Annotated in this window: 16 protein-coding genes; 11 read left to right on the top strand and 5 right to left on the bottom strand. The window is 64.6% G+C overall.

Translation table 11 applies throughout. The features are described from left to right. The first annotated feature begins 147 nt into the window (after positions 1–147). The 11 genes from miaB to VSR68_RS00245 all read left to right on the top strand — a co-directional run bounded on the left by miaB (position 148) and on the right by VSR68_RS00245 (position 12,527). A complete protein-coding gene (miaB, locus tag VSR68_RS00295) occupies positions 148–1,527 on the top strand; it encodes a tRNA (N6-isopentenyl adenosine(37)-C2)-methylthiotransferase MiaB (RefSeq protein WP_342937910.1) in 1,380 nt (459 codons plus the stop codon). A 33-nt stretch (positions 1,528–1,560) separates the two neighbouring features. Beyond that, the gene (locus VSR68_RS00290) at positions 1,561–2,649 is read left to right on the top strand and encodes a PhoH family protein (RefSeq protein WP_342937909.1); all 1,089 of its coding nucleotides are present in this window, start codon (positions 1,561–1,563) and stop codon (positions 2,647–2,649) included. Between the two features lie 30 nt (positions 2,650–2,679). Continuing rightward, positions 2,680–3,141 (top strand): rRNA maturation RNase YbeY, encoded by a 462-nt coding sequence (gene ybeY / locus VSR68_RS00285; protein ID WP_342937908.1) that lies wholly within the window; start codon positions 2,680–2,682, stop codon positions 3,139–3,141. Positions 3,142–3,248: 107 nt separating this feature from the next. Further along, positions 3,249–3,902, top strand: coding sequence for a gamma-glutamylcyclotransferase (locus VSR68_RS00280; RefSeq protein ID WP_342937907.1), 654 nt, complete (start codon positions 3,249–3,251; stop codon positions 3,900–3,902). 301 nt (positions 3,903–4,203) lie between these two features. Further along, positions 4,204–5,100, top strand: coding sequence for an HlyC/CorC family transporter (locus VSR68_RS00275; RefSeq protein WP_342937906.1), 897 nt, complete (start codon positions 4,204–4,206; stop codon positions 5,098–5,100). A 38-nt stretch (positions 5,101–5,138) separates the two neighbouring features. After that, on the top strand, positions 5,139–6,869 hold the full coding sequence (gene lnt / locus VSR68_RS00270) for an apolipoprotein N-acyltransferase (RefSeq protein ID WP_342937905.1): 1,731 nt from the start codon (positions 5,139–5,141) through the stop codon (positions 6,867–6,869). A gap of 241 nt (positions 6,870–7,110) precedes the next feature. Beyond that, positions 7,111–8,118: a glycine--tRNA ligase subunit alpha gene (gene glyQ / locus VSR68_RS00265; RefSeq protein ID WP_342937904.1), complete on the top strand. Its 1,008-nt coding sequence runs from the start codon at positions 7,111–7,113 to the stop codon at positions 8,116–8,118. Positions 8,119–8,133: 15 nt separating this feature from the next. Then, entirely contained in the window at positions 8,134–10,233 is a 2,100-nt protein-coding gene (gene glyS / locus VSR68_RS00260) for a glycine--tRNA ligase subunit beta (protein ID WP_342937903.1), read from the top strand. A 10-nt stretch (positions 10,234–10,243) separates the two neighbouring features. Beyond that, entirely contained in the window at positions 10,244–10,804 is a 561-nt protein-coding gene (gene gmhB, locus VSR68_RS00255) for a D-glycero-beta-D-manno-heptose 1,7-bisphosphate 7-phosphatase (protein WP_342937902.1), read from the top strand. Between the two features lie 37 nt (positions 10,805–10,841). Then, positions 10,842–11,600, top strand: a complete 759-nt coding sequence (locus VSR68_RS00250) for a lysophospholipid acyltransferase family protein (RefSeq protein WP_342937901.1) — start codon at positions 10,842–10,844, stop codon at positions 11,598–11,600. Positions 11,601–11,669: 69 nt separating this feature from the next. Then, the gene (locus VSR68_RS00245; RefSeq protein ID WP_342937900.1) at positions 11,670–12,527 is read left to right on the top strand and encodes a SprT family zinc-dependent metalloprotease; all 858 of its coding nucleotides are present in this window, start codon (positions 11,670–11,672) and stop codon (positions 12,525–12,527) included. 44 nt (positions 12,528–12,571) lie between these two features. On the opposite strand, the gene gloA is transcribed toward VSR68_RS00245, so the two are convergent. From gloA to VSR68_RS00220, 5 genes are all read right to left on the bottom strand, one after another. After that, positions 12,572–12,958, bottom strand: a complete 387-nt coding sequence (gene gloA / locus VSR68_RS00240; protein WP_342937899.1) for a lactoylglutathione lyase — start codon at positions 12,956–12,958, stop codon at positions 12,572–12,574. Between the two features lie 110 nt (positions 12,959–13,068). Then, entirely contained in the window at positions 13,069–14,196 is a 1,128-nt protein-coding gene (locus tag VSR68_RS00235; RefSeq protein WP_342937898.1) for a porin, read from the bottom strand. Positions 14,197–14,401: 205 nt separating this feature from the next. Further along, positions 14,402–15,232, bottom strand: a complete 831-nt coding sequence (gene rsmA / locus VSR68_RS00230; RefSeq protein ID WP_342937897.1) for a 16S rRNA (adenine(1518)-N(6)/adenine(1519)-N(6))-dimethyltransferase RsmA — start codon at positions 15,230–15,232, stop codon at positions 14,402–14,404. A gap of 21 nt (positions 15,233–15,253) precedes the next feature. Continuing rightward, on the bottom strand, positions 15,254–16,255 hold the full coding sequence (gene pdxA / locus VSR68_RS00225; protein WP_342937896.1) for a 4-hydroxythreonine-4-phosphate dehydrogenase PdxA: 1,002 nt from the start codon (positions 16,253–16,255) through the stop codon (positions 15,254–15,256). Between the two features lie 14 nt (positions 16,256–16,269). Then, positions 16,270–17,640, bottom strand: a complete 1,371-nt coding sequence (locus tag VSR68_RS00220; protein WP_428983435.1) for a peptidylprolyl isomerase — start codon at positions 17,638–17,640, stop codon at positions 16,270–16,272. Between the last annotated feature and the right edge of the window lie 217 nt (positions 17,641–17,857).

Raw genomic sequence — 17,857 nt, 5'->3', positions numbered from 1 at the left:
CGCAAAGGGCTATAATGTTGGACTACGCTGTAAAACGCGCTCCGGGCTGGCCAGACCCCCATTCTCGCGCCCCCGGCGCCGCGCGTTTTTGTCTCTTCACCCTTTATTGACGCCCCCAGATTAATCACTGCGACCGGCGAACACTCGATGACCAAGAAAGTTTATGTAAAAACCTTTGGCTGCCAGATGAACGAGTACGACTCCGACAAGATGGTCGACGTACTCGGCGCGGCTGAAGGCCTCGTCAAGACCGACAACCCCGAAGACGCCGACGTCATTCTGTTCAACACGTGCTCTGTGCGCGAAAAAGCGCAGGAGAAAGTGTTCTCCGATCTCGGCCGCGTGCGCGAACTGAAAGAAGCGAACCCGAATCTGCTGATCGGCGTCGGCGGGTGCGTGGCGAGCCAGGAAGGCGCGTCGATCGTCTCCCGCGCGCCTTACGTCGACCTCGTGTTCGGTCCGCAAACGCTGCACCGTCTGCCGCAGATGATCGACCAGCGCCGCGCGAGCGGCCGTCCGCAGGTCGACATCACGTTCCCGGAAATCGAGAAGTTCGATCACCTGCCGCCCGCGCGCGTCGAAGGGCCGAGCGCATTCGTGTCGATCATGGAAGGCTGCAGCAAGTACTGCAGCTATTGCGTCGTGCCGTACACGCGCGGCGAGGAAGTGTCGCGCCCTCTCGACGACGTGCTGACGGAAATCGCCGGTCTCGCCGATCAGGGCGTGCGCGAAGTGACGCTGCTCGGCCAGAACGTGAACGCCTATCGAGGCGCGATGACGCTCGGCGCCAGTGAAATCGCCGACTTCGCGACGCTGATCGAATACGTCGCTGAGATTCCGGGCATCGAACGGATTCGCTATACGACCTCGCATCCGAAGGAATTCACGCAGCGGCTGATCGACACCTACGCGAAGGTGCCGAAGCTCGTCAGCCATCTGCATCTGCCCGTGCAGCACGGCTCCGACCGCATCCTGATGGCGATGAAGCGCGGCTACACCGTGCTCGAATACAAGTCGGTGATCCGCAAGCTGCGCGCGATCCGCCCGGACCTGTCGCTGTCGACGGACATGATCGTCGGCTTCCCCGGCGAAACGGAAGAAGACTTCGACAAGATGATGCAGCTCGTGCACGACATGAGCTACGACACGAGCTTCTCGTTCATCTACAGCCCGCGTCCCGGCACGCCCGCCGCGAACCTGCACGACGACACGCCGCGCGAAGTGAAGCTGCGCCGCTTGCAGCACCTGCAGGCGACCATCGAAGAAAACGTGCAGCGCATCAGCGCGTCGATGGTCGGCAAGGTCGAGCGCATTCTGGTCGAGCGCCCGGCGCGCAAGGACCCGAACGAGCTCGCGGGCCGCACCGAGAACAACCGCGTCGTGAACTTCCCCGCGCCGATGGAATCGCATGCGCGCCTGATCGGCCAGATGATCGACGTGAAGATCGTGCATGCGTACCCGCACTCGCTGCGCGGCGAACTCGTGATGGTTCACGAGGTTCACGACACGGCATCCGCCACTCATTAAGCCGTAGCGCACCGACAGGATCGAATATCAGCCTTGAAGCCCACTCAGCAACATCTGGAATTCACTGCGCCGCGCGAGGATAACGCGCGGCTCGCCAACCTCTGCGGCCCCCTCGACGAGAACCTGAGGCAGATCGAACAGGCACTCGACGTCACGCTGCAACGCCGCGGACACCGCATCAGCATTCGCGGGCGCGGCGCAAAAGTCGCGCTCAATGCGCTCGAAAACTTCTACAACAGCGCGCGCGATCCACTCTCCGTCGACGACATCCAGCTCGCGCTCGTCGAAGCGCGCCATCCGGGCAACAACGGACGCCCGAACGGCGGGAACGGCGATACGGAAGAACTCGATCCGCGTTTTCGCGGCGACCCCGATCATCCGTTCGACGAACCGGCGCACGAAGGCATCGACGAAGTTGAAGAACTCGGCCCGAAGCTGTACACGCGGCGCGCCGATCTGCGCGGCCGCACGCCTGCGCAGCGCGAGTATCTGAAGCAGATCGTCTCGCACGACGTGACGTTCGGCGTCGGTCCGGCGGGCACGGGCAAGACGTACCTCGCCGTCGCGTGCGCCGTCGATTCACTCGAGCGCGATCAGGTCAAGCGCATCGTGCTGACGCGCCCGGCCGTCGAAGCAGGCGAGCGGCTCGGCTTCCTGCCCGGCGATCTCGCGCAGAAAGTCGATCCGTATCTGCGTCCGCTATACGACGCGCTCTACGATCTGCTCGGCTTCGACAAGACCGCGAAGATGTTCGAGCGTCAGATGATCGAAATCGCGCCGCTCGCGTACATGCGCGGCCGCACGCTCAATCACGCGTTCATCATTCTCGACGAGGCGCAGAACACGACGCCCGAGCAGATGAAGATGTTCCTCACGCGTATCGGCTTCGGCTCGAAGGCGGTCGTCACGGGCGATACGACGCAGGTCGACTTGCCGCGCGGCCACAAGAGCGGGCTGATCGAAGCGCAGCAGGTGCTCGCGAACGTGCGCGGCATCGCGCTCACGCGCTTCACGAGCGCCGACGTGGTGCGGCATCCGCTCGTCGCGCGGATCGTCGAAGCGTATGACGCGCACTCGAAGAAGGAAGCGAGCGCGTCCGATGCAGCCGACGCCGCCCGGTGACACGGACATGACAGGCACCAGGAACCCTGCATGAGCCGCGCCCCGAAACTGTCGCTGAACCTGCAATTTCCCGCTGGAAAAGCGTGGCCCGAGCACAAGGCGCTGTTGCCCAAGGCAACCGTCGCCGCGTGGATCAAGGCCGCGCTTTTCGCCGACGCCGAGCTGACCGTGCGTTTCGTCGATGCGGACGAAGGCCGCACGCTTAACCGCACGTATCGCGGCAAGGACTACGCGACCAACGTGCTGACCTTCGCGTACGCGGAATCGGAAGACGATCCCGTGACGGGCGACCTGATCCTGTGCTGCCCCGTCGTCGAGAAAGAAGCGAACGAACAGGGCAAGCCGCTCGAGGCGCACTACGCGCATCTGCTCGTCCACGGCACGCTGCACGCCCAAGGCTACGACCACGAGCAAGAGGACGAAGCCGAAGAAATGGAAGCGATCGAAACCGAAGTGCTCGGCAAGCTCGGCTTCCCCGATCCGTACGAATGACGAATGACGCTCGACGCAGCATCACGCGACCGAGCTGGCATCGCCGCCCTGTCCCGCAGATCGCAGGCTCCGAACTTTAGTCCAGCCGCCCATCGATCGAAACCAACGTGAGCCAGCCCCTTTCCTCACCGACGCCGCCTCAGCCCTGCCCCGGCTATCCGCCGTCGCTCGGCGAGTCGCGCCTGCTGACGGACGACGAACTGCGCGCGTCGCTCGATTGCTCGCTGCGCGACTGGGACGGCAAGCGCGACCTGTGGCTCTTCGGCTACGGCTCGCTGATCTGGAACCCCGGCCTGCCGACCGTCGAGGGGATGCGCTCGCGCGTGCACGGCTATCACCGCGGGCTGTATCTGTGGTCGCGCGTCAATCGCGGCACGCCGGAGCAGCCGGGCCTCGTGCTCGCGCTCGATCGCGGCGGCTCGTGCAGCGGCATCGCGTTCCGGCTCGCGGCAGAAGGCGCGATGCCGCATCTCGAAGCGCTCTGGCGCCGCGAGATGGCGATGGGCTCGTATCGTCCCGCGTGGCTGCCGTGCGTGCTCGCCGACGGACGGCGCATCGAAGCGCTCGCGTTCGTGATGCGCCGCGACGTGCCGTCGTACACGGGCAAGCTGTCCGACGAAATGGTGAGTACGGTGCTCGGCTGCGCGTCGGGCCGCTACGGCACGACGCTCGACTACGTGAGCCGCACCGTCGAGGCGCTGCGCGAAAGCGGCATGCCCGATCGCGCGCTCGAGGCGCTGCTTGCGCGTTGCCGCAAGTGAGCGCTGCGCCGCCGCGCGCCGATATGCGTCCAAATGCGTCGAAACGCATCGATTGGCGCTGGCATGCAGGCCCGCCGAAAGGAAGCGCCCGCAATTTTGACCATGCGCCCCCCGGCGCTCCGATATCAGTTAGGATAAAAGCGAGCGTCACCCCGCTGGACGTCTTTGCCATCAAACGGCAACAACTGCGCCGGGAACTGCGCTTTGCACCGCCTCGTGCGCCGGGACACGGTCCTGCCATGAGCGTGGTGTATCCTTAACGCTCTGCAACAGCGCGCCCGGCTTTTCGGGGCGCACCACCATGAACGACACGTATCCCAGTCGACGCCATACCAGCGACAAACCCCAGGAAAAACGCTCGCTCCTTGAGCGATTGACCGATTTCATCTCGCCCGAGCCCGATTCTCGCGGCGAACTCCTCGAAATCCTGCAAGACGCGCACGAGCGCAATCTGATCGACGCCGACTCGCTGTCGATGATCGAAGGCGTGTTCCAGGTTTCCGAGCTCTGCGCACGCGACATCATGATTCCGCGCGCGCAAATGGACGCGATCAACATCGCGGACGCCCCCGACGAATTCATCCCGTACATGCTGGAAAAGGCGCACTCGCGCTACCCCGTGTACGAAGGCAACCGCGACAACGTGATCGGCGTGCTGCTCGCGAAAGACCTGCTGCGCTACTACGCCGAAGAAGAAGCCGACGTGCGCGGCATGCTGCGCCCCGCCGTGTTCATCCCCGAATCGAAGCGCCTGAACGTGCTGCTGCACGACTTCCGCGTGAACCGCAATCACATCGCGATCGTCGTCGACGAATACGGCGGCGTCGCGGGCGTCATCACGATCGAGGACGTGCTGGAGCAGATCGTCGGCGACATCGAGGACGAATACGATTTCGACGAGGAAAGCGGCAACATCATCGCGTCGCCGGACGGCCGCTTCCGCGTGCGCGCGCTGACCGAGATCGAGCAGTTCAACGAAGAGTTCGGCACGCACTTTTCCGACGAGGAAGTCGACACGATCGGCGGACTCGTCACGCACCATTTCGGACGCGTGCCGCATCGCGGCGAGAAGGTGAAGATCGACGACCTGATCTTCGAAGTGCTGCGCGCCGACGCACGGCAGATCCACATGCTGCTCGTGCGTCGCGATCCGCTCGCCGGACAGCGCGAGCGCGACGCACAGCACGTGCAGACCTGATTTCCCCCTTTGGTTTTCATCAAGCCGACCACGCAACAATGGCCGACCCGATCACTTCCCGTCTGCGCCGCGGCGTGACACCCGACGCAGCCGATAGAGGCGCACGGGTGCTGCCGTGGTGGCATTACCTCACCGCCGCCGCCGTCGGCGCGCTCAACACGCTTTCGTTCGCGCCGACGCCTCACGGCGGCTGGCTCGAACTGGCGATCTTCGCTTTCTTCTTCGCGTGGCTCACGCGCACGACGGGCTGGCGGAGCGCCGCGCTCACCGGCTTCGCGTTCGGCTTCGGCAACTACGTGACGGGCGTGTGGTGGCTGTACGTGAGCATGCACTTCTACGGCGGAATGGCCGCGCCGCTCGCCGGCACGGCGCTCGTGCTGTTCTCGATGTATCTGGCCGTCTATCCGGCGTTCGCCGCGGGCATCTGGTCGTTCTGCGCGGGACACGCGCGCAACGGCAAGCTTGCCGACCTCCAGCCTTTCTCGCCGACGTGGCATGGCGCGTTCGCTTTCGCGAGCGCGTGGGCCATCGGCGAATGGCTGCGCGGCACGGTGTTCACCGGCTTTCCGTGGCTCGCGAGCGGCTATGCGCAAGTCGACGGGCCGTTTGCCGGATTCGCGCCCGTTGCGGGCGTGTACGGCGTCGGCTGGGTGATGGCGCTCGCCGCCGCGCTGATCGCGCAGGCCGTGCTGCGCTCGCGCGCGGCGTCGAACGGCGATGCGAAGGCTGCGCCGCGTACCGCGCGCGTCGTCACGCCCGCCGCGATCGCCGTCGCGCTGATCGCAGCGGGTTTGCTGCTGCCGCTCGTCGCGTGGACGACGCCCGCGAACGCGCCGCTGACCGTGCGCCTGCTGCAAGGCAACGTGAAGCAGGACATGAAGTTCGAAGAGTCGGGCGTGAAGGCCGCGATCGACGAATACGAACGGATGATCACCGCGAAGCCCGCCGATCTCGTCGTCACGCCGGAAACCGCGATTCCCGTGCTCGCGCAAGCCATTCCCGAGTCGTTCGCGTTGGCCGTGCGCCGTTTCGCCGACTCGACGAATACGTCGATCCTGTTCGGCGCGATCGGCGGCACGATCACGGCGGAGGGCCATGTCGTCGATTACACGAACAGCCTGTTCGGCATCACGCCCGGCGAAGCGGGCGTGTACCGCTACGACAAGCATCATCTCGTGCCGTTCGGCGAGTTCGTGCCGTGGGGCTTTCGCTGGTTCGTGAACCTGATGAGCATTCCCCTCGGCGATTTCGCGCGCGGCGCACCCGTGCAAAAACCGTTCGTCGTGCACAACCAGCCCGTCGCCGTCGATATCTGCTACGAGGACATCTTCGGCGAGGAAATCGCGCGCACGGTGCGCGAGAGCGACACGCCTGCGGGCGTGCTCGTCAACTCGACGAATCTCGCGTGGTTCGGCAACACGATCGCGCTCGACCAGCACCTGCAGATCGCGCGCATGCGCTCGCTCGAAACGGGACGCCCGATGCTGCGCGCGACGAACACGGGCGCGACGGCCGCCATCGACGCGCGCGGCAACGTGATCGCGCGGCTGCCGACGTTCACGGAAGGCTCGATCGAAACCGTCGTCCAGGGCACCACGGGCAAGACGCCGTACGTGACGAGCGGCAACAACACGGTGCTCGCGGCGTCGCTGCTGTTCCTCGCGTTCGGTTTCGCGTTCGGGCCGGGCCGCAACCGGTCGAACGGCAAGAACGGTAAAAACGGCGCGGGCAGCGCGAGCGACAACCCAAAGCGCAATCGCGACGCCTGACAGGCCCGGAACAGCGGGCGGCGCAACGACAACAAGCACAACGGCGCGCCCCCGTTGAGTCGCCAGGCAATCACCAGGCCCCGGAAAGTCTCAAGCCACCGGCAATCCGGTAAAATTCAGGGTTTTACAGCACTGGGCCGCGCAACCGGCCGGCTGATTGATCGACGGCCAGCAAGGCCATCGCGTCACGCCAGCCGCACGGCATCCGCGTCCTGCCTGAAAGGCACCTTCAAGGCTCTTCATGCTCACGTTTCAGCAAATCATCCTGACGCTGCAATCCTATTGGGACAAGCAGGGTTGCGCGCTGCTCCAGCCGATCGACATGGAAGTCGGCGCGGGCACGTCCCACGTCCATACGTTCCTGCGCGCGATCGGCCCCGAGCCGTGGCGCGCCGCGTACGTCCAGCCGTCGCGCCGCCCGAAAGACGGCCGCTACGGCGAGAATCCGAACCGCCTGCAGCACTACTATCAGTACCAGGTCGTGCTGAAGCCCGCGCCTGAAAACATCCTCGACCTGTACCTCGGCTCGCTCGAAGCGCTCGGCTTCGACCTGAAGCAGAACGACGTGCGCTTCGTCGAGGACGACTGGGAAAATCCGACGCTCGGTGCGTGGGGTCTCGGCTGGGAAGTGTGGCTGAACGGCATGGAAGTGACGCAGTTCACGTACTTCCAGCAGGTGGGCGGCCTCGACTGCAAGCCGGTGCTCGGCGAAATCACCTACGGTCTCGAACGTCTCGCGATGTATCTGCAGAAGGTCGAGAACGTCTATGACCTCATCTGGACCGAGTGGGAAGAAGAAGGCCCGAACGGTCCCGAACTGCGCCGCCTCACTTACGGCGACGTGTATCACCAGAACGAAGTCGAGCAGTCGACGTACAACTTCGAACAGGCCAACACCGATCTGCTGTTCACGTTCTTCAACAGCTACGAAAGCGAAGCGAAGCGCATGATCGAAGTGCCGCTCGCGCTGCCTGCTTATGAACTCGTGCTGAAGGCCGCTCATACATTCAACCTGCTCGACGCGCGCGGCGCGATTTCCGTGACGGAGCGCGCCGCGTACATCGGCCGCATTCGCGCACTGTCGCGCCTCGTCGCGCAAGCGTATTACGACTCGCGCGAAAAGCTCGGCTTCCCGATGCTCGGCAATCCCGTGCACGGCGTACCCGGCCTCACCACCGACGAACAGGACGCCGCGCTGCCCGCGTGGGCGCCGCCGCTCAAAGTCGAACGCAAGATCGATCAGGACTGACGAGACCAAGAAGACATGACGCAATCCCATCAAGCCACCCTGCTCGTCGAACTGCTGACCGAGGAACTGCCGCCCAAAGCGCTCGCGCGTCTTGGCGATGCGTTCGCGGAAGGCATCGCGCAACGTCTCGCCGCGCGCGATCTGATCGAAGGCGAACTGTCGTTCCAGCGTTACGCGACGCCGCGCCGTCTCGCCGTGACCGTGAAGAACGTGCGCAGCGTCGCGCCGGAAAAACACGTGCGCGAAAAAGTGCTGCCCGTCTCCGTCGCGCTCGATGCGAACGGCCAGCCCACGCCGCCGCTCGCGAAGAAACTCGCGGCGCTCGGCTTCCCCGATTTCTCGGTGAACGACCTCGAACGCGCGAACGACGGCAAGGCCGAAGCGTTCTTCCTGCGCTACGCGGCGCCCGGCGCGACGCTCGCCGAAGGACTGCAAGCCGCGCTCGACGAAACGCTCGCGAAGCTGCCCATTCCGAAGGTGATGACGTATCAGCGCCCGGACGGCTCGAACGTGCAGTTCGTGCGCCCCGTGCATCGCCTGACGGTGCTGCATGACAACCATGTCGTGCCCGTCACCGCGTTCGGCATCGACGCCGACGACACGACGCTCGGCCATCGCTTCCTGTCCGAAGGCTACGTGCAGATCCAGCACGCGGACCATTACGCGGACACGCTGATGCACAAGGGCCACGTGATGCCGAGCTTCACGGACCGCAAGGAAGCGATCCGCGAGCATCTGCTCGCGCAAGCAAACGGCGATCAGGTGGTGATGCCCGAGTCGCTGCTCGACGAAGTGACGTCGCTGGTCGAATGGCCCGTCGTCTACGCATGCAAATTCGAGGACGAGTTCCTGCAAGTGCCGCAGGAATGCCTGATCCTCACGATGCAGACGAACCAGAAGTACTTCGCGCTCACCGATGTTCACGGCAAGCTGCGCTCGCGCTTTCTGATCGTGTCGAACATCGAGACGAAGACGCCTGCCGAGATCGTCGAAGGCAATGAGCGTGTCGTGCGTCCGCGTCTCGCCGACGCGAAGTTCTTCTTCGAGCACGACAAGAAGAAGCCGCTCGCCGAGCGCGTGCCGCAACTCGCGAACGTCGTCTATCACAACAAGCTCGGCTCGGCGCTGCAACGCGTCGAGCGCGTCGAAGCGCTGTCGACCGTCATCGCGCAGATGATCGGCGCGGACGTCGCGCTCGCGAAGCGCGGCGCGCATCTCGCGAAGGCCGATCTGCTGACCGACATGGTCGGCGAATTCCCCGAGCTGCAAGGCACGATGGGCACGTACTACGCGCGCCACGACGGCGAGCCGGAAGAAGTCGCGCTCGCGTGCACGGAGCACTATCAGCCGCGCTTCTCCGGCGACGCATTGCCGTCGACGGCGACGGGCACGGTCGTCGCGCTCGCCGACAAGCTCGAAACGATCGTCGGCATATGGGGCATCGGCCTGCAGCCGACGGGCGAAAAAGATCCGTTCGCACTGCGCCGTCACGCGCTCGGCGTGCTTCGCATTCTGGTCGAGAAGCAGTTGCCCGTCGATCTCGTCGAACTGCTGCGCGCCGCTTACGCGCAATTCGCGAACGTGCCGAGCGTCGCCGATTCGACGCAAGCGATCTACGAGTTCTGCATCGACCGTCTGCGCGGCCTGCTGCGCGAGCGCGGCTTTGCCGTCGGCGAAGTCGATGCCGTGCTCGCACTGAACCCGACGCGCTTCGACGACATCGTCGCGCGGCTGGATGCCGTGCGCGAATTCGCGGCGCTCGCGGAAGCGGCATCGCTGGCGGCTGCGAACAAGCGCATCTCGAACATCCTGAAGAAGTCGGAAGGCGCGAAGGTCGACGGCGTGGATATCGCGCTGCTCATCGAAGCAGCCGAAAAGGCGCTGCATGCGCAACTCGAGCAGGTCACGCCGCGCGTGCAGTCGCAACTGGCTGAGCGTCAGTACACGGGCGCGCTGTCGGCGCTCGCGGCGCTGCGCGAGCCCGTCGATACGTTCTTCAACGACGTGATGGTCAATGCCGAAGATCCGGCGCTGCGCGCGAATCGCCTTGCGCTGCTCGGCGCGCTGCATCAGCAGATGAACTGCGTCGCCGATATTTCCCGCCTCGCCGCCTGAGCACCACATCATGCCGATCAGCGCAAAGAAACTCGTGGTGCTCGACCGGGACGGCGTGATCAACGTCGACTCGGACGCGTACATCAAATCGCCCGATGAGTGGGTTGCCCTGCCCGGCAGTCTCGAAGCGATCGCGCGTTTGAACCAGGCCGGTTATCGCGTGGCCATCGCGACGAACCAGTCGGGCATCGGCCGGGGACTGTTCGACATGAACGCGCTCAACGCGATGCATCTGAAGATGCATCGCGCGGCGGCGGCTGTCGGCGCGCGCATCGATGCCGTGTTCTTCTGCCCGCATACGGCGGAAGATCACTGCGAGTGCCGCAAGCCGAAGCCCGGCATGCTGAAGCTGATCGCCGAGCGCTTCGAGATCGACCCGGAAGAAACGCCCGCAGTCGGCGATTCGCTGCGCGATCTGCAAGCGGCCGCAGCGCTCGGCTTCGTCCCGCATCTGGTGCTGACGGGCAAGGGCAAGAAGACGCTCGCGGCAGGCGGCCTGCCCGAAGGCACGCGCGTGCATGACGACCTGCGTGCCTTCGCGCTCGACTTCCTCGCCGAAGAACAAGAATGACGCGCACGGGCGCGCCCTCATCTCACCGACCACACCGATGCGCTTCATCCGATCGCTGTTGCTGCTGATCTTCTTCGCGGTCTTCACGATTCCGTACGCGACCGCGTGCTTCTTCGCGTTTCCGTTCATGCGCGCCGACAAGCGCTACTGGATGGCCGTCGGCTGGTGCCGCGTGACGCTCGCCGTCGTGCGCGTGCTGAACGGCATCCGTTATCAAGTGCAAGGCATGGAGAATCTGCCGCGCGGTCCGGCCGTGCTGTTGTCGAAGCATCAGTCCGCGTGGGAGACGATCGCGTTCCCCGCGCTGATGCCGCGTCCGCTGTGCTACGTGTTCAAGCGCGAGTTGCTGTACGTGCCGTTCTTCGGCTGGACGCTCGGCTTGCTGAAGATGGTTCACATCGACCGCAAGGAAGGCAAGAACGCGTTTGCATCGGTGACGAGGCAAGGCGCGCGACGCCTCGCGGAAGGCGCGTGGATCATCATGTTCCCCGAAGGCACGCGCACGCCGACGGGCAAGCAGGGCAAGTACAAGACGGGCGGCGCTCGCTTCGCGGTCGCAACGGGAGCGGTCGTCGTTCCCATCGCGCACAACGCGGGGCGCGTGTGGCCCCGCAACTCGTTTACGAAATATCCGGGTATAGTCACAGTGTCGATCGGCAAACCGATCGACACCACCGGGCTCACGCCCGACGAAGTGAACACGCGCGTCGAAACGTGGATCGAAGCTGAAATGCGCCGCATCGATCCAGCCGCTTATGGCGTCGAGCAGAATTCGCCCGCCGCCGCCCGTATCTGACGCGCCACGCCGCAACGGGCCCGTGCAGCACGCGTGCCCCGCGCGACGTATCAGCGCGAAGTGAGTCCGATGCAGAAGTCTCCAAAGCCGCAGCCTGCTGCGGCGCTCGATAGCCGGCAACTCGATCTGCCGCTCTTCGACGAGCCGGGCCAGTCTGCCGCGCCGCCGCAGTCCAAGCCCGCCGTTCCCCTTGCTCCCGACGGTTCGAAACTGCGCAGCGTCACGCTCGGCGCGCGCACGCTGTTTTACGCGTTGAAGCGCTCGTCGCGCCGCTCGATCGGCTTTGCAATCGACAGCACGGGGCTCACGATCACGGCGCCACGCTGGGTCACGCTCGCCGACATCGAAACGGCGATCGCCGAAAAACAGCGTTGGATTTTCACGAAGCTCACCGAATGGCAGACCCGCACCGAGCAGCGCGTGATGCCGCGCGTCGACTGGAAAGACGGCGCCGAACTGCCCTATCTCGGACGGACCGTGCGCGTGACGCTTGCGGCGCACAACGGTCTCGTCGCATTCGATGCCGAACAGAACGTGCTCGCGCTGCCGTTGCCCGCGCACGCCGATCCGCAGCAGATCAAGGACCGCGTACAAGGCTGGCTGCAAGGCGAGGCGAAGCGCATCTTCGGCGAGCGTCTCGATGTGTATGCGCAGAAGCTTGGCGTCACGTATCGCGCGTATGCGTTGTCATCGGCGGCGACGCGCTGGGGCAGTTGTTCGAGCGACGGCAAGATCCGGCTCAACTGGCGGCTGATTCACTTCCCGCTGTCGATCATCGACTATGTGGCCGCGCATGAACTCGCGCATCTGCGCGAGATGAACCACAGTCCGCGTTTCTGGCAGACGGTCGAATCGATCTTCCCCGAGTTCAAGGAAGCGCGGCAGACGCTCAAGCATCATCCGCCCGAGTTGCTGCCTACGCTGTAAAGCAAAAAGCGCCGGACTCATCATCCGGCGCTTTCGTTTTTACATCACGACTTCTTTTGAATGAACTCGATCTTGTAGCCGTCCGGGTCGGTGACGAACGCGATCACCGTCGTGCCGTGCTTCATCGGACCGGCTTCGCGCACCACCGTGCCGCCCTGCTGCTTGATCTTCTCGCATGCCGCATACGCATCGTCGACTTCGACGGCGAGGTGGCCGAACGCGTTGCCCATGTCGTATGCCTCGGTGTCCCAGTTGTGGGTGAGCTCGATTACCGTGCCGTCTTTTTCGTCTTCGTAGCCGACGAAGGCGAGCGTGAACTTGCCCTCCGGATAGTCATTGCGGCGCAGCACTTTCATGCCGAGCAGCTCCGTGTAGAACTTGATCGAGCGGTCGAGGTTGCCGACTCGAAGCATCGTGTGAAGAAGGCGCATCGTGTACTCCCTGTTGCTTGATGATGTCGAGGACGTCAATGTACAGAAAAAGCCGCGCGGCCGCAGACGGCGACGTCGCGGCGTCGTCCTCGTTCGCGTGCGCCGCATGCTCAGAACAGATGCCGCAGCCCCGCCATCATGCCGATCTGCGAGCCCTTCTGCGCGAGGCCGACGCCGTTGACGCCCTGCAACTGCGCGCCGATCAGATCGCCGCGATACAGCGCGTAATCGGCTTCGACATACACGTCCGTGCGTTTGGACAGATTGTAGTCGGCGACCAGTTGATACTGCCACGCGGAGCCGTCCTGCGCATGTGTCTTGCCGTCCTGCAAGGTCCGCCACACGTTCGCGGCGAAATGCCATGCGGCGCCCACCTGTTGCGTGATGCCGCCCAGTATCATCCGCCGGCGTGAAAAGTCCGTGTACTTGAGCGCGGCCAGCACGGGTGCCGTGAACGGTCCGTTCGCGAAGTTCGAAAAGCCCGGGTCGTTGCGGTTGACGATATAGCCGAGCGCGAAGCGCGTCTGGTCCCATGTGTACGACGCGCCGAACGTCCACGCTTTCGCGGTACTGCCGTTCACCGAATCGCGCGTCTCCTCGTATGCGCCGCCGAGATTCACGGGCCCGCCGTGCGGCGCATAGGCGGCGGCCGCGCCGAACTGCGAGCCATACGACGTATGCCCCGCGACGCCGCCGAACGCATAGGCCGCCGAGAACATCAGGTCATGCGCGCGCGCCTGATACTGCACCTGATTGCTCGTCCAGATGCCGCCCGACATCGTCACTTCCGGCTGGAAGCTGAAGTTGTATGGAATCCACGGATTGCTGCCGTAGCCGCCGATCGTGATGCCCTCGATCAGCACGTTCGGCATGCGCCCGAAGATCAGCTTGCCATACGACGACGACTGCACGCCGATCTGCGCTTCGTTGAAGAACGGCAGAGTCGGATCGCTCTGGCCGCCGTTGATGAAGAAGCGATTTTCGAGCTTGAAGAAAGTGGACCAGCCGCCGCCCAGGTCCTCGACGCCGCGCAAGCCCCAGCGGCTCTCCGACATGCCGCCGTTGCCGAGGCCCACGCTCGAATCGCCTTTCGTGTTCACGTGCGTCATATAGCGGACGCTTTCGTCGACGATTCCGTATAGCGTGACGCTCGATTGCGCGTGCGCCGTCGTAGCCGTCAACACGGGCGCCAGCGCCGCGCAGGCACAGAACAGATGCCTCTTGCTCACCATCGTCATACCGTCTCCTCAACCAGCATGCATTCGAATTGAATTGCCAGGGAAATTCATCAAGCGGTGCGGCGGCCAGCGCGAATGGCGAGCGCGGGCAAATGCGTAAGATTAATCTGTGTGATGCGTCAGAAAGATAAAAGAAAGCCCGCGTGTTGCGGGCTGTCTACACTGATCCGTGCAAATGCAACGAGCGGCGTTGCATGATCTCCGGCTAACCGCCCGCTGCGCGCGAGACGGCTTGCGCGACGGCCACGTACTCTTCGACGGGCACGTCTTCGGCGCGGCGTTGCAGATCGAAGCCGAGCGCCTCGAAATCGACGACATCGCGATAGCTCGTCAACGTGTTGCGCAGCATCTTGCGACGCTGCGAGAACGCCGCGGTAACGACGTTGCCGAGCGTCTTTTCATCGACGACGGGCAGTTCGTGCGGCGCATACGGAATCATGCGGACAATGGCCGAATCGACTTTGGGCGGCGGCTGGAACGATTCGGGCGGCACGTCGAGCAGCTTGTCGATCACATAGCGGTACTGGAGCATCACCGAAAGCCGGCTGAACGCCTTGGTGCCCGGCTCCGCGACCATGCGCTCGACCACTTCGTCCTGCAGCATGAAGTGCTGATCGATCACGCGCCCGGCGAAAGTGGCGAGATGAAACAGCAGCGGACTCGAAATGTTGTACGGCAGATTGCCGACGATGCGCAGCGTCGGCTTGTCGCCATCCGTCGCGAGTGAGCCGAAGTCGAACGCGAGCGCGTCGCCTTCGTGCAGCTCGAGCAGATCGCCGAACTTCTTCTTCAGACGCCCGATCAGATCGCGGTCCAGTTCGACGGCGTGCAGCGGCGCTTCGGGCGTCGCAAGACGCTCGATCAGCGGTCCGGTGAGCGCGCCCAGCCCCGGCCCGATTTCGACCATGCGTTCGCCGCGTTGCGGACGGATCACGTCGACGATCGAATCGATGATGCCGAGGTCGACGAGAAAATTCTGTCCGAAGCGCTTGCGCGCGAAGTGGCCCTGGTGCTGTCTGCTTGAACTGTTGGACATCGAAAGAAGCTTAAGAAAAAATCACGCGGCGCGGCGGTTGCGCGCCATGGAAACCGCGGTGTCGATTGCGGCGATCAGGCTGCCCGCATCCGCGCGGCCCGTGCCCGCGAGATCGAGCGCCGTGCCGTGATCGACGGAAGTGCGGACGATGGGCAGGCCCAGCGTCACGTTGATGCCCTCGCCGAACGTCGCGTATTTGAGCACGGGCAGGCCCTGGTCATGGAACATCGCGAGCACGCAATCGGCTTCGTTCAGATAGCGCGGCTGGAACAGGGTATCGGCGGGATACGGGCCGCGCGCGTCGATGCCCTGACCGTTGGCAAGCTTCAGCGCGGGCGAGATCACGTCGATCTCCTCGCGGCCGAGATAGCCGTTTTCGCCCGCATGCGGATTCAGGCCCGTGACGAGAATGCGCGGCGCGGGCAAGCCGAAGTGATGGCGCAGATCGTGATCGATGATGCGCAACGTATCGACGAGCCCATCGACAGTCAATGCCGACGACACATCCTTCAACGGCAGATGCGTGGTCGCGAGCGCGACGCGCAGCGGCCGCGCGCCCGTGCCCGCGAGCATCATCACGACGTGCGGCGTGTGCGTGCGCTCGGCGAGATATTCGGTGTGGCCGGTGAAGGGCACGCCTGCATCGTTGATCGTGCTCTTTTGCAGCGGCGCGGTCACGACCGCATCGAATGTGCCGGCAAGCGCGCCGTCGATCGCGGCGTCGAGCAAGCCGAGCACATACGGACCGTTTTTCGCATCGAGCTTGCCCGCCTGCGCGGGCACGGCGAGCGCGTGATGCTGCGTCGCGATGCGGCGCCCCTGCTGCGCCGTCCAGTGGATGCCGACGGCCTTCGCGCGCTCGGCGAGCAGGCCGCTGTCGCCGAGCACCGTGAAGTGCGCATCGGGCCAGTGCGCGCCCGCCGCGGCGAGCGCCAGTGCCGTCAATTCAGGACCGACGCCGGCCGGCTCACCCGTGGTAATCGCGATGTTCAGCGGTGCGTTCGAGGGCTGGTCAGCGGTCATGACGGCTCCGGAATTTATTGCATCGATGTGCCCGTGACAGGGCCTACCTTGTAATCGACATACGCGGTGTCGCGCAGTTCACGCAGCCAGTCGGCATATGCCTGTTCCGCCTTGCGCTGGCCGATGGCCTGACGCGCGAGATCCATCTGCTGCGCAACCGAGCCTTCCGCTTCGCGGCGGCCCAGCACCTGGATCAGGTGGTAGCCATATTCGCTTCGCACCGGTTCGCTGATCTGGCCGTCCTGCAGCGAGTTCATCGCCCGCTCGAACTCGGGCACCGTCTCGCCAGGGCTGATCCAGCCGAGATCGCCGCCTTGCGACGACGAGCCGTCCTGCGAGTAGGTGCGCGCGAACTTGTCGAAGTCGCCTTGGCCCGACTGGATGTCGCGCTTGATTTCGACCAGCTTCTCGCGTGCCTGCGGTTCCGACATGCCTTCGCCGACGCGCAGCAGGATGTGGCGCACGTGGGTCTGCACGAGCTTCGTCGAATCGGCGGTCGTGGCGCCTTGGCCCGAACGGCGCTCGACGAGGCGCACGATCTCGAAGCCGTCGCTGGTGCGGATCACGGACGGATTGACCTGGCCCGGACGCAGCGTCGAAGCCGCCGTCACGAATTCAGCCGGCAGTTTCGACGGCGGCTGAAAGCCCATGTCGCCGCCCTTCGACGCGTCCTGCGCCTGCGAATTGGCCTTCGCGAGCCTTGCGAAGTTGCCGCCGTTCGACGCTTCCTGGAGCAGCGAATTCGCCTTGGCCTGCGCGGCCTCGATGTCCGTCTGCGATGCGTTGAGCGGCGCCTTCAGGAAGATGTGCTCGAAGTGCAGCTCGGACGTGAGACCGGCCGTCGGCCCGCGCTGGCTCGCAATGTAGTTCGCCACTTCGGCATCCGACACCGTGATCTTGCTGTCCACTTCCTTCTCGCGCAGACGCGACAGGATCAGCTCCGTCTTCGCGTCGCCCGTGAACGTCGTCCAGGGCACGCCTTGCGCCTCGATGCGCGCGCGGTACATTTCGAGCGGCATGTTGTTCGCCTGCGCGAGACGTTCGAGCGTGCGCTGGAGCGTTGCGTCGTCGACGGTGATGCCGTCTTCGCGCGCCTTCTGCAGCTGGATGCGCTCGAGCACCATCTGGTTGAGCACCTGCTGGCGCAGCTGATCGGCGGGCGGAATCGGCGCGTGCTGCTGGTTCAGCCGCTTCGTGATCAGGCCGACGCGCATGTCCAGCTCGCGCTGCGTGATGACGCCGTTGTTGACGACAGCGGCGATCGTATCGACGGGTTGCGCGCTATTGCCGTTGCTCAGCGCCTGCGCGTGCGCCGGCGCCGCCAACAGAATGGATGCGGCCGCAGCGAAGCCGGTCGCGAACGTTGCCAGGCGAAGCTTTTTCATGATTGCCACAGATACTCCAATGATGTCGGGCACGCTCGGCCCGTCTGTCGACCAGAGCCGGCGTAACGACGGAATTGGCGCTTTCGTGCGCGCTCCCGTCGCATGCCTTGCTCTGATCCCATGCAACCTGGTTGCAGTCGACCGGAACTGGCGCTCCAACGCGTTTCCGATCCCATGCAACACAGTTGCCTTTCCCTGCTGCGAACGACGCGGCATC

The sequence above is a fragment of the Paraburkholderia phymatum genome (assembly GCF_038900715.1).
Classification (GTDB): domain Bacteria; phylum Pseudomonadota; class Gammaproteobacteria; order Burkholderiales; family Burkholderiaceae; genus Paraburkholderia; species Paraburkholderia phymatum_A.
Note: the sequence above shows the minus strand (reverse complement) of the source record. Positions and strands in the feature narration are given on the sequence as shown.

What these genes read in the sequence shown, in the direction of transcription:
- rsmA (WP_342937897.1), bottom strand. Translation starts at nt 15,232, where the DNA reads ATGTCCAACAGTTCAAGCAGACAGCACCAGGGCCACTTCGCGCGCAAG.
- gloA (WP_342937899.1), bottom strand. Translation starts at nt 12,958, where the DNA reads ATGCGCCTTCTTCACACGATGCTTCGAGTCGGCAACCTCGACCGCTCG.
- glyS (WP_342937903.1), top strand. Translation starts at nt 8,134, where the DNA reads ATGACGCAATCCCATCAAGCCACCCTGCTCGTCGAACTGCTGACCGAG.
- gmhB (WP_342937902.1), top strand. Translation starts at nt 10,244, where the DNA reads ATGCCGATCAGCGCAAAGAAACTCGTGGTGCTCGACCGGGACGGCGTG.
- VSR68_RS00275 (WP_342937906.1), top strand. Translation starts at nt 4,204, where the DNA reads ATGAACGACACGTATCCCAGTCGACGCCATACCAGCGACAAACCCCAG.
- miaB (WP_342937910.1), top strand. Translation starts at nt 148, where the DNA reads ATGACCAAGAAAGTTTATGTAAAAACCTTTGGCTGCCAGATGAACGAG.
- VSR68_RS00245 (WP_342937900.1), top strand. Translation starts at nt 11,670, where the DNA reads ATGCAGAAGTCTCCAAAGCCGCAGCCTGCTGCGGCGCTCGATAGCCGG.
- VSR68_RS00220 (WP_428983435.1), bottom strand. Translation starts at nt 17,640, where the DNA reads ATGAAAAAGCTTCGCCTGGCAACGTTCGCGACCGGCTTCGCTGCGGCC.
- VSR68_RS00250 (WP_342937901.1), top strand. Translation starts at nt 10,842, where the DNA reads ATGCGCTTCATCCGATCGCTGTTGCTGCTGATCTTCTTCGCGGTCTTC.
- VSR68_RS00235 (WP_342937898.1), bottom strand. Translation starts at nt 14,196, where the DNA reads ATGACGATGGTGAGCAAGAGGCATCTGTTCTGTGCCTGCGCGGCGCTG.
- glyQ (WP_342937904.1), top strand. Translation starts at nt 7,111, where the DNA reads ATGCTCACGTTTCAGCAAATCATCCTGACGCTGCAATCCTATTGGGAC.
- ybeY (WP_342937908.1), top strand. Translation starts at nt 2,680, where the DNA reads ATGAGCCGCGCCCCGAAACTGTCGCTGAACCTGCAATTTCCCGCTGGA.
- lnt (WP_342937905.1), top strand. Translation starts at nt 5,139, where the DNA reads ATGGCCGACCCGATCACTTCCCGTCTGCGCCGCGGCGTGACACCCGAC.
- pdxA (WP_342937896.1), bottom strand. Translation starts at nt 16,255, where the DNA reads ATGACCGCTGACCAGCCCTCGAACGCACCGCTGAACATCGCGATTACC.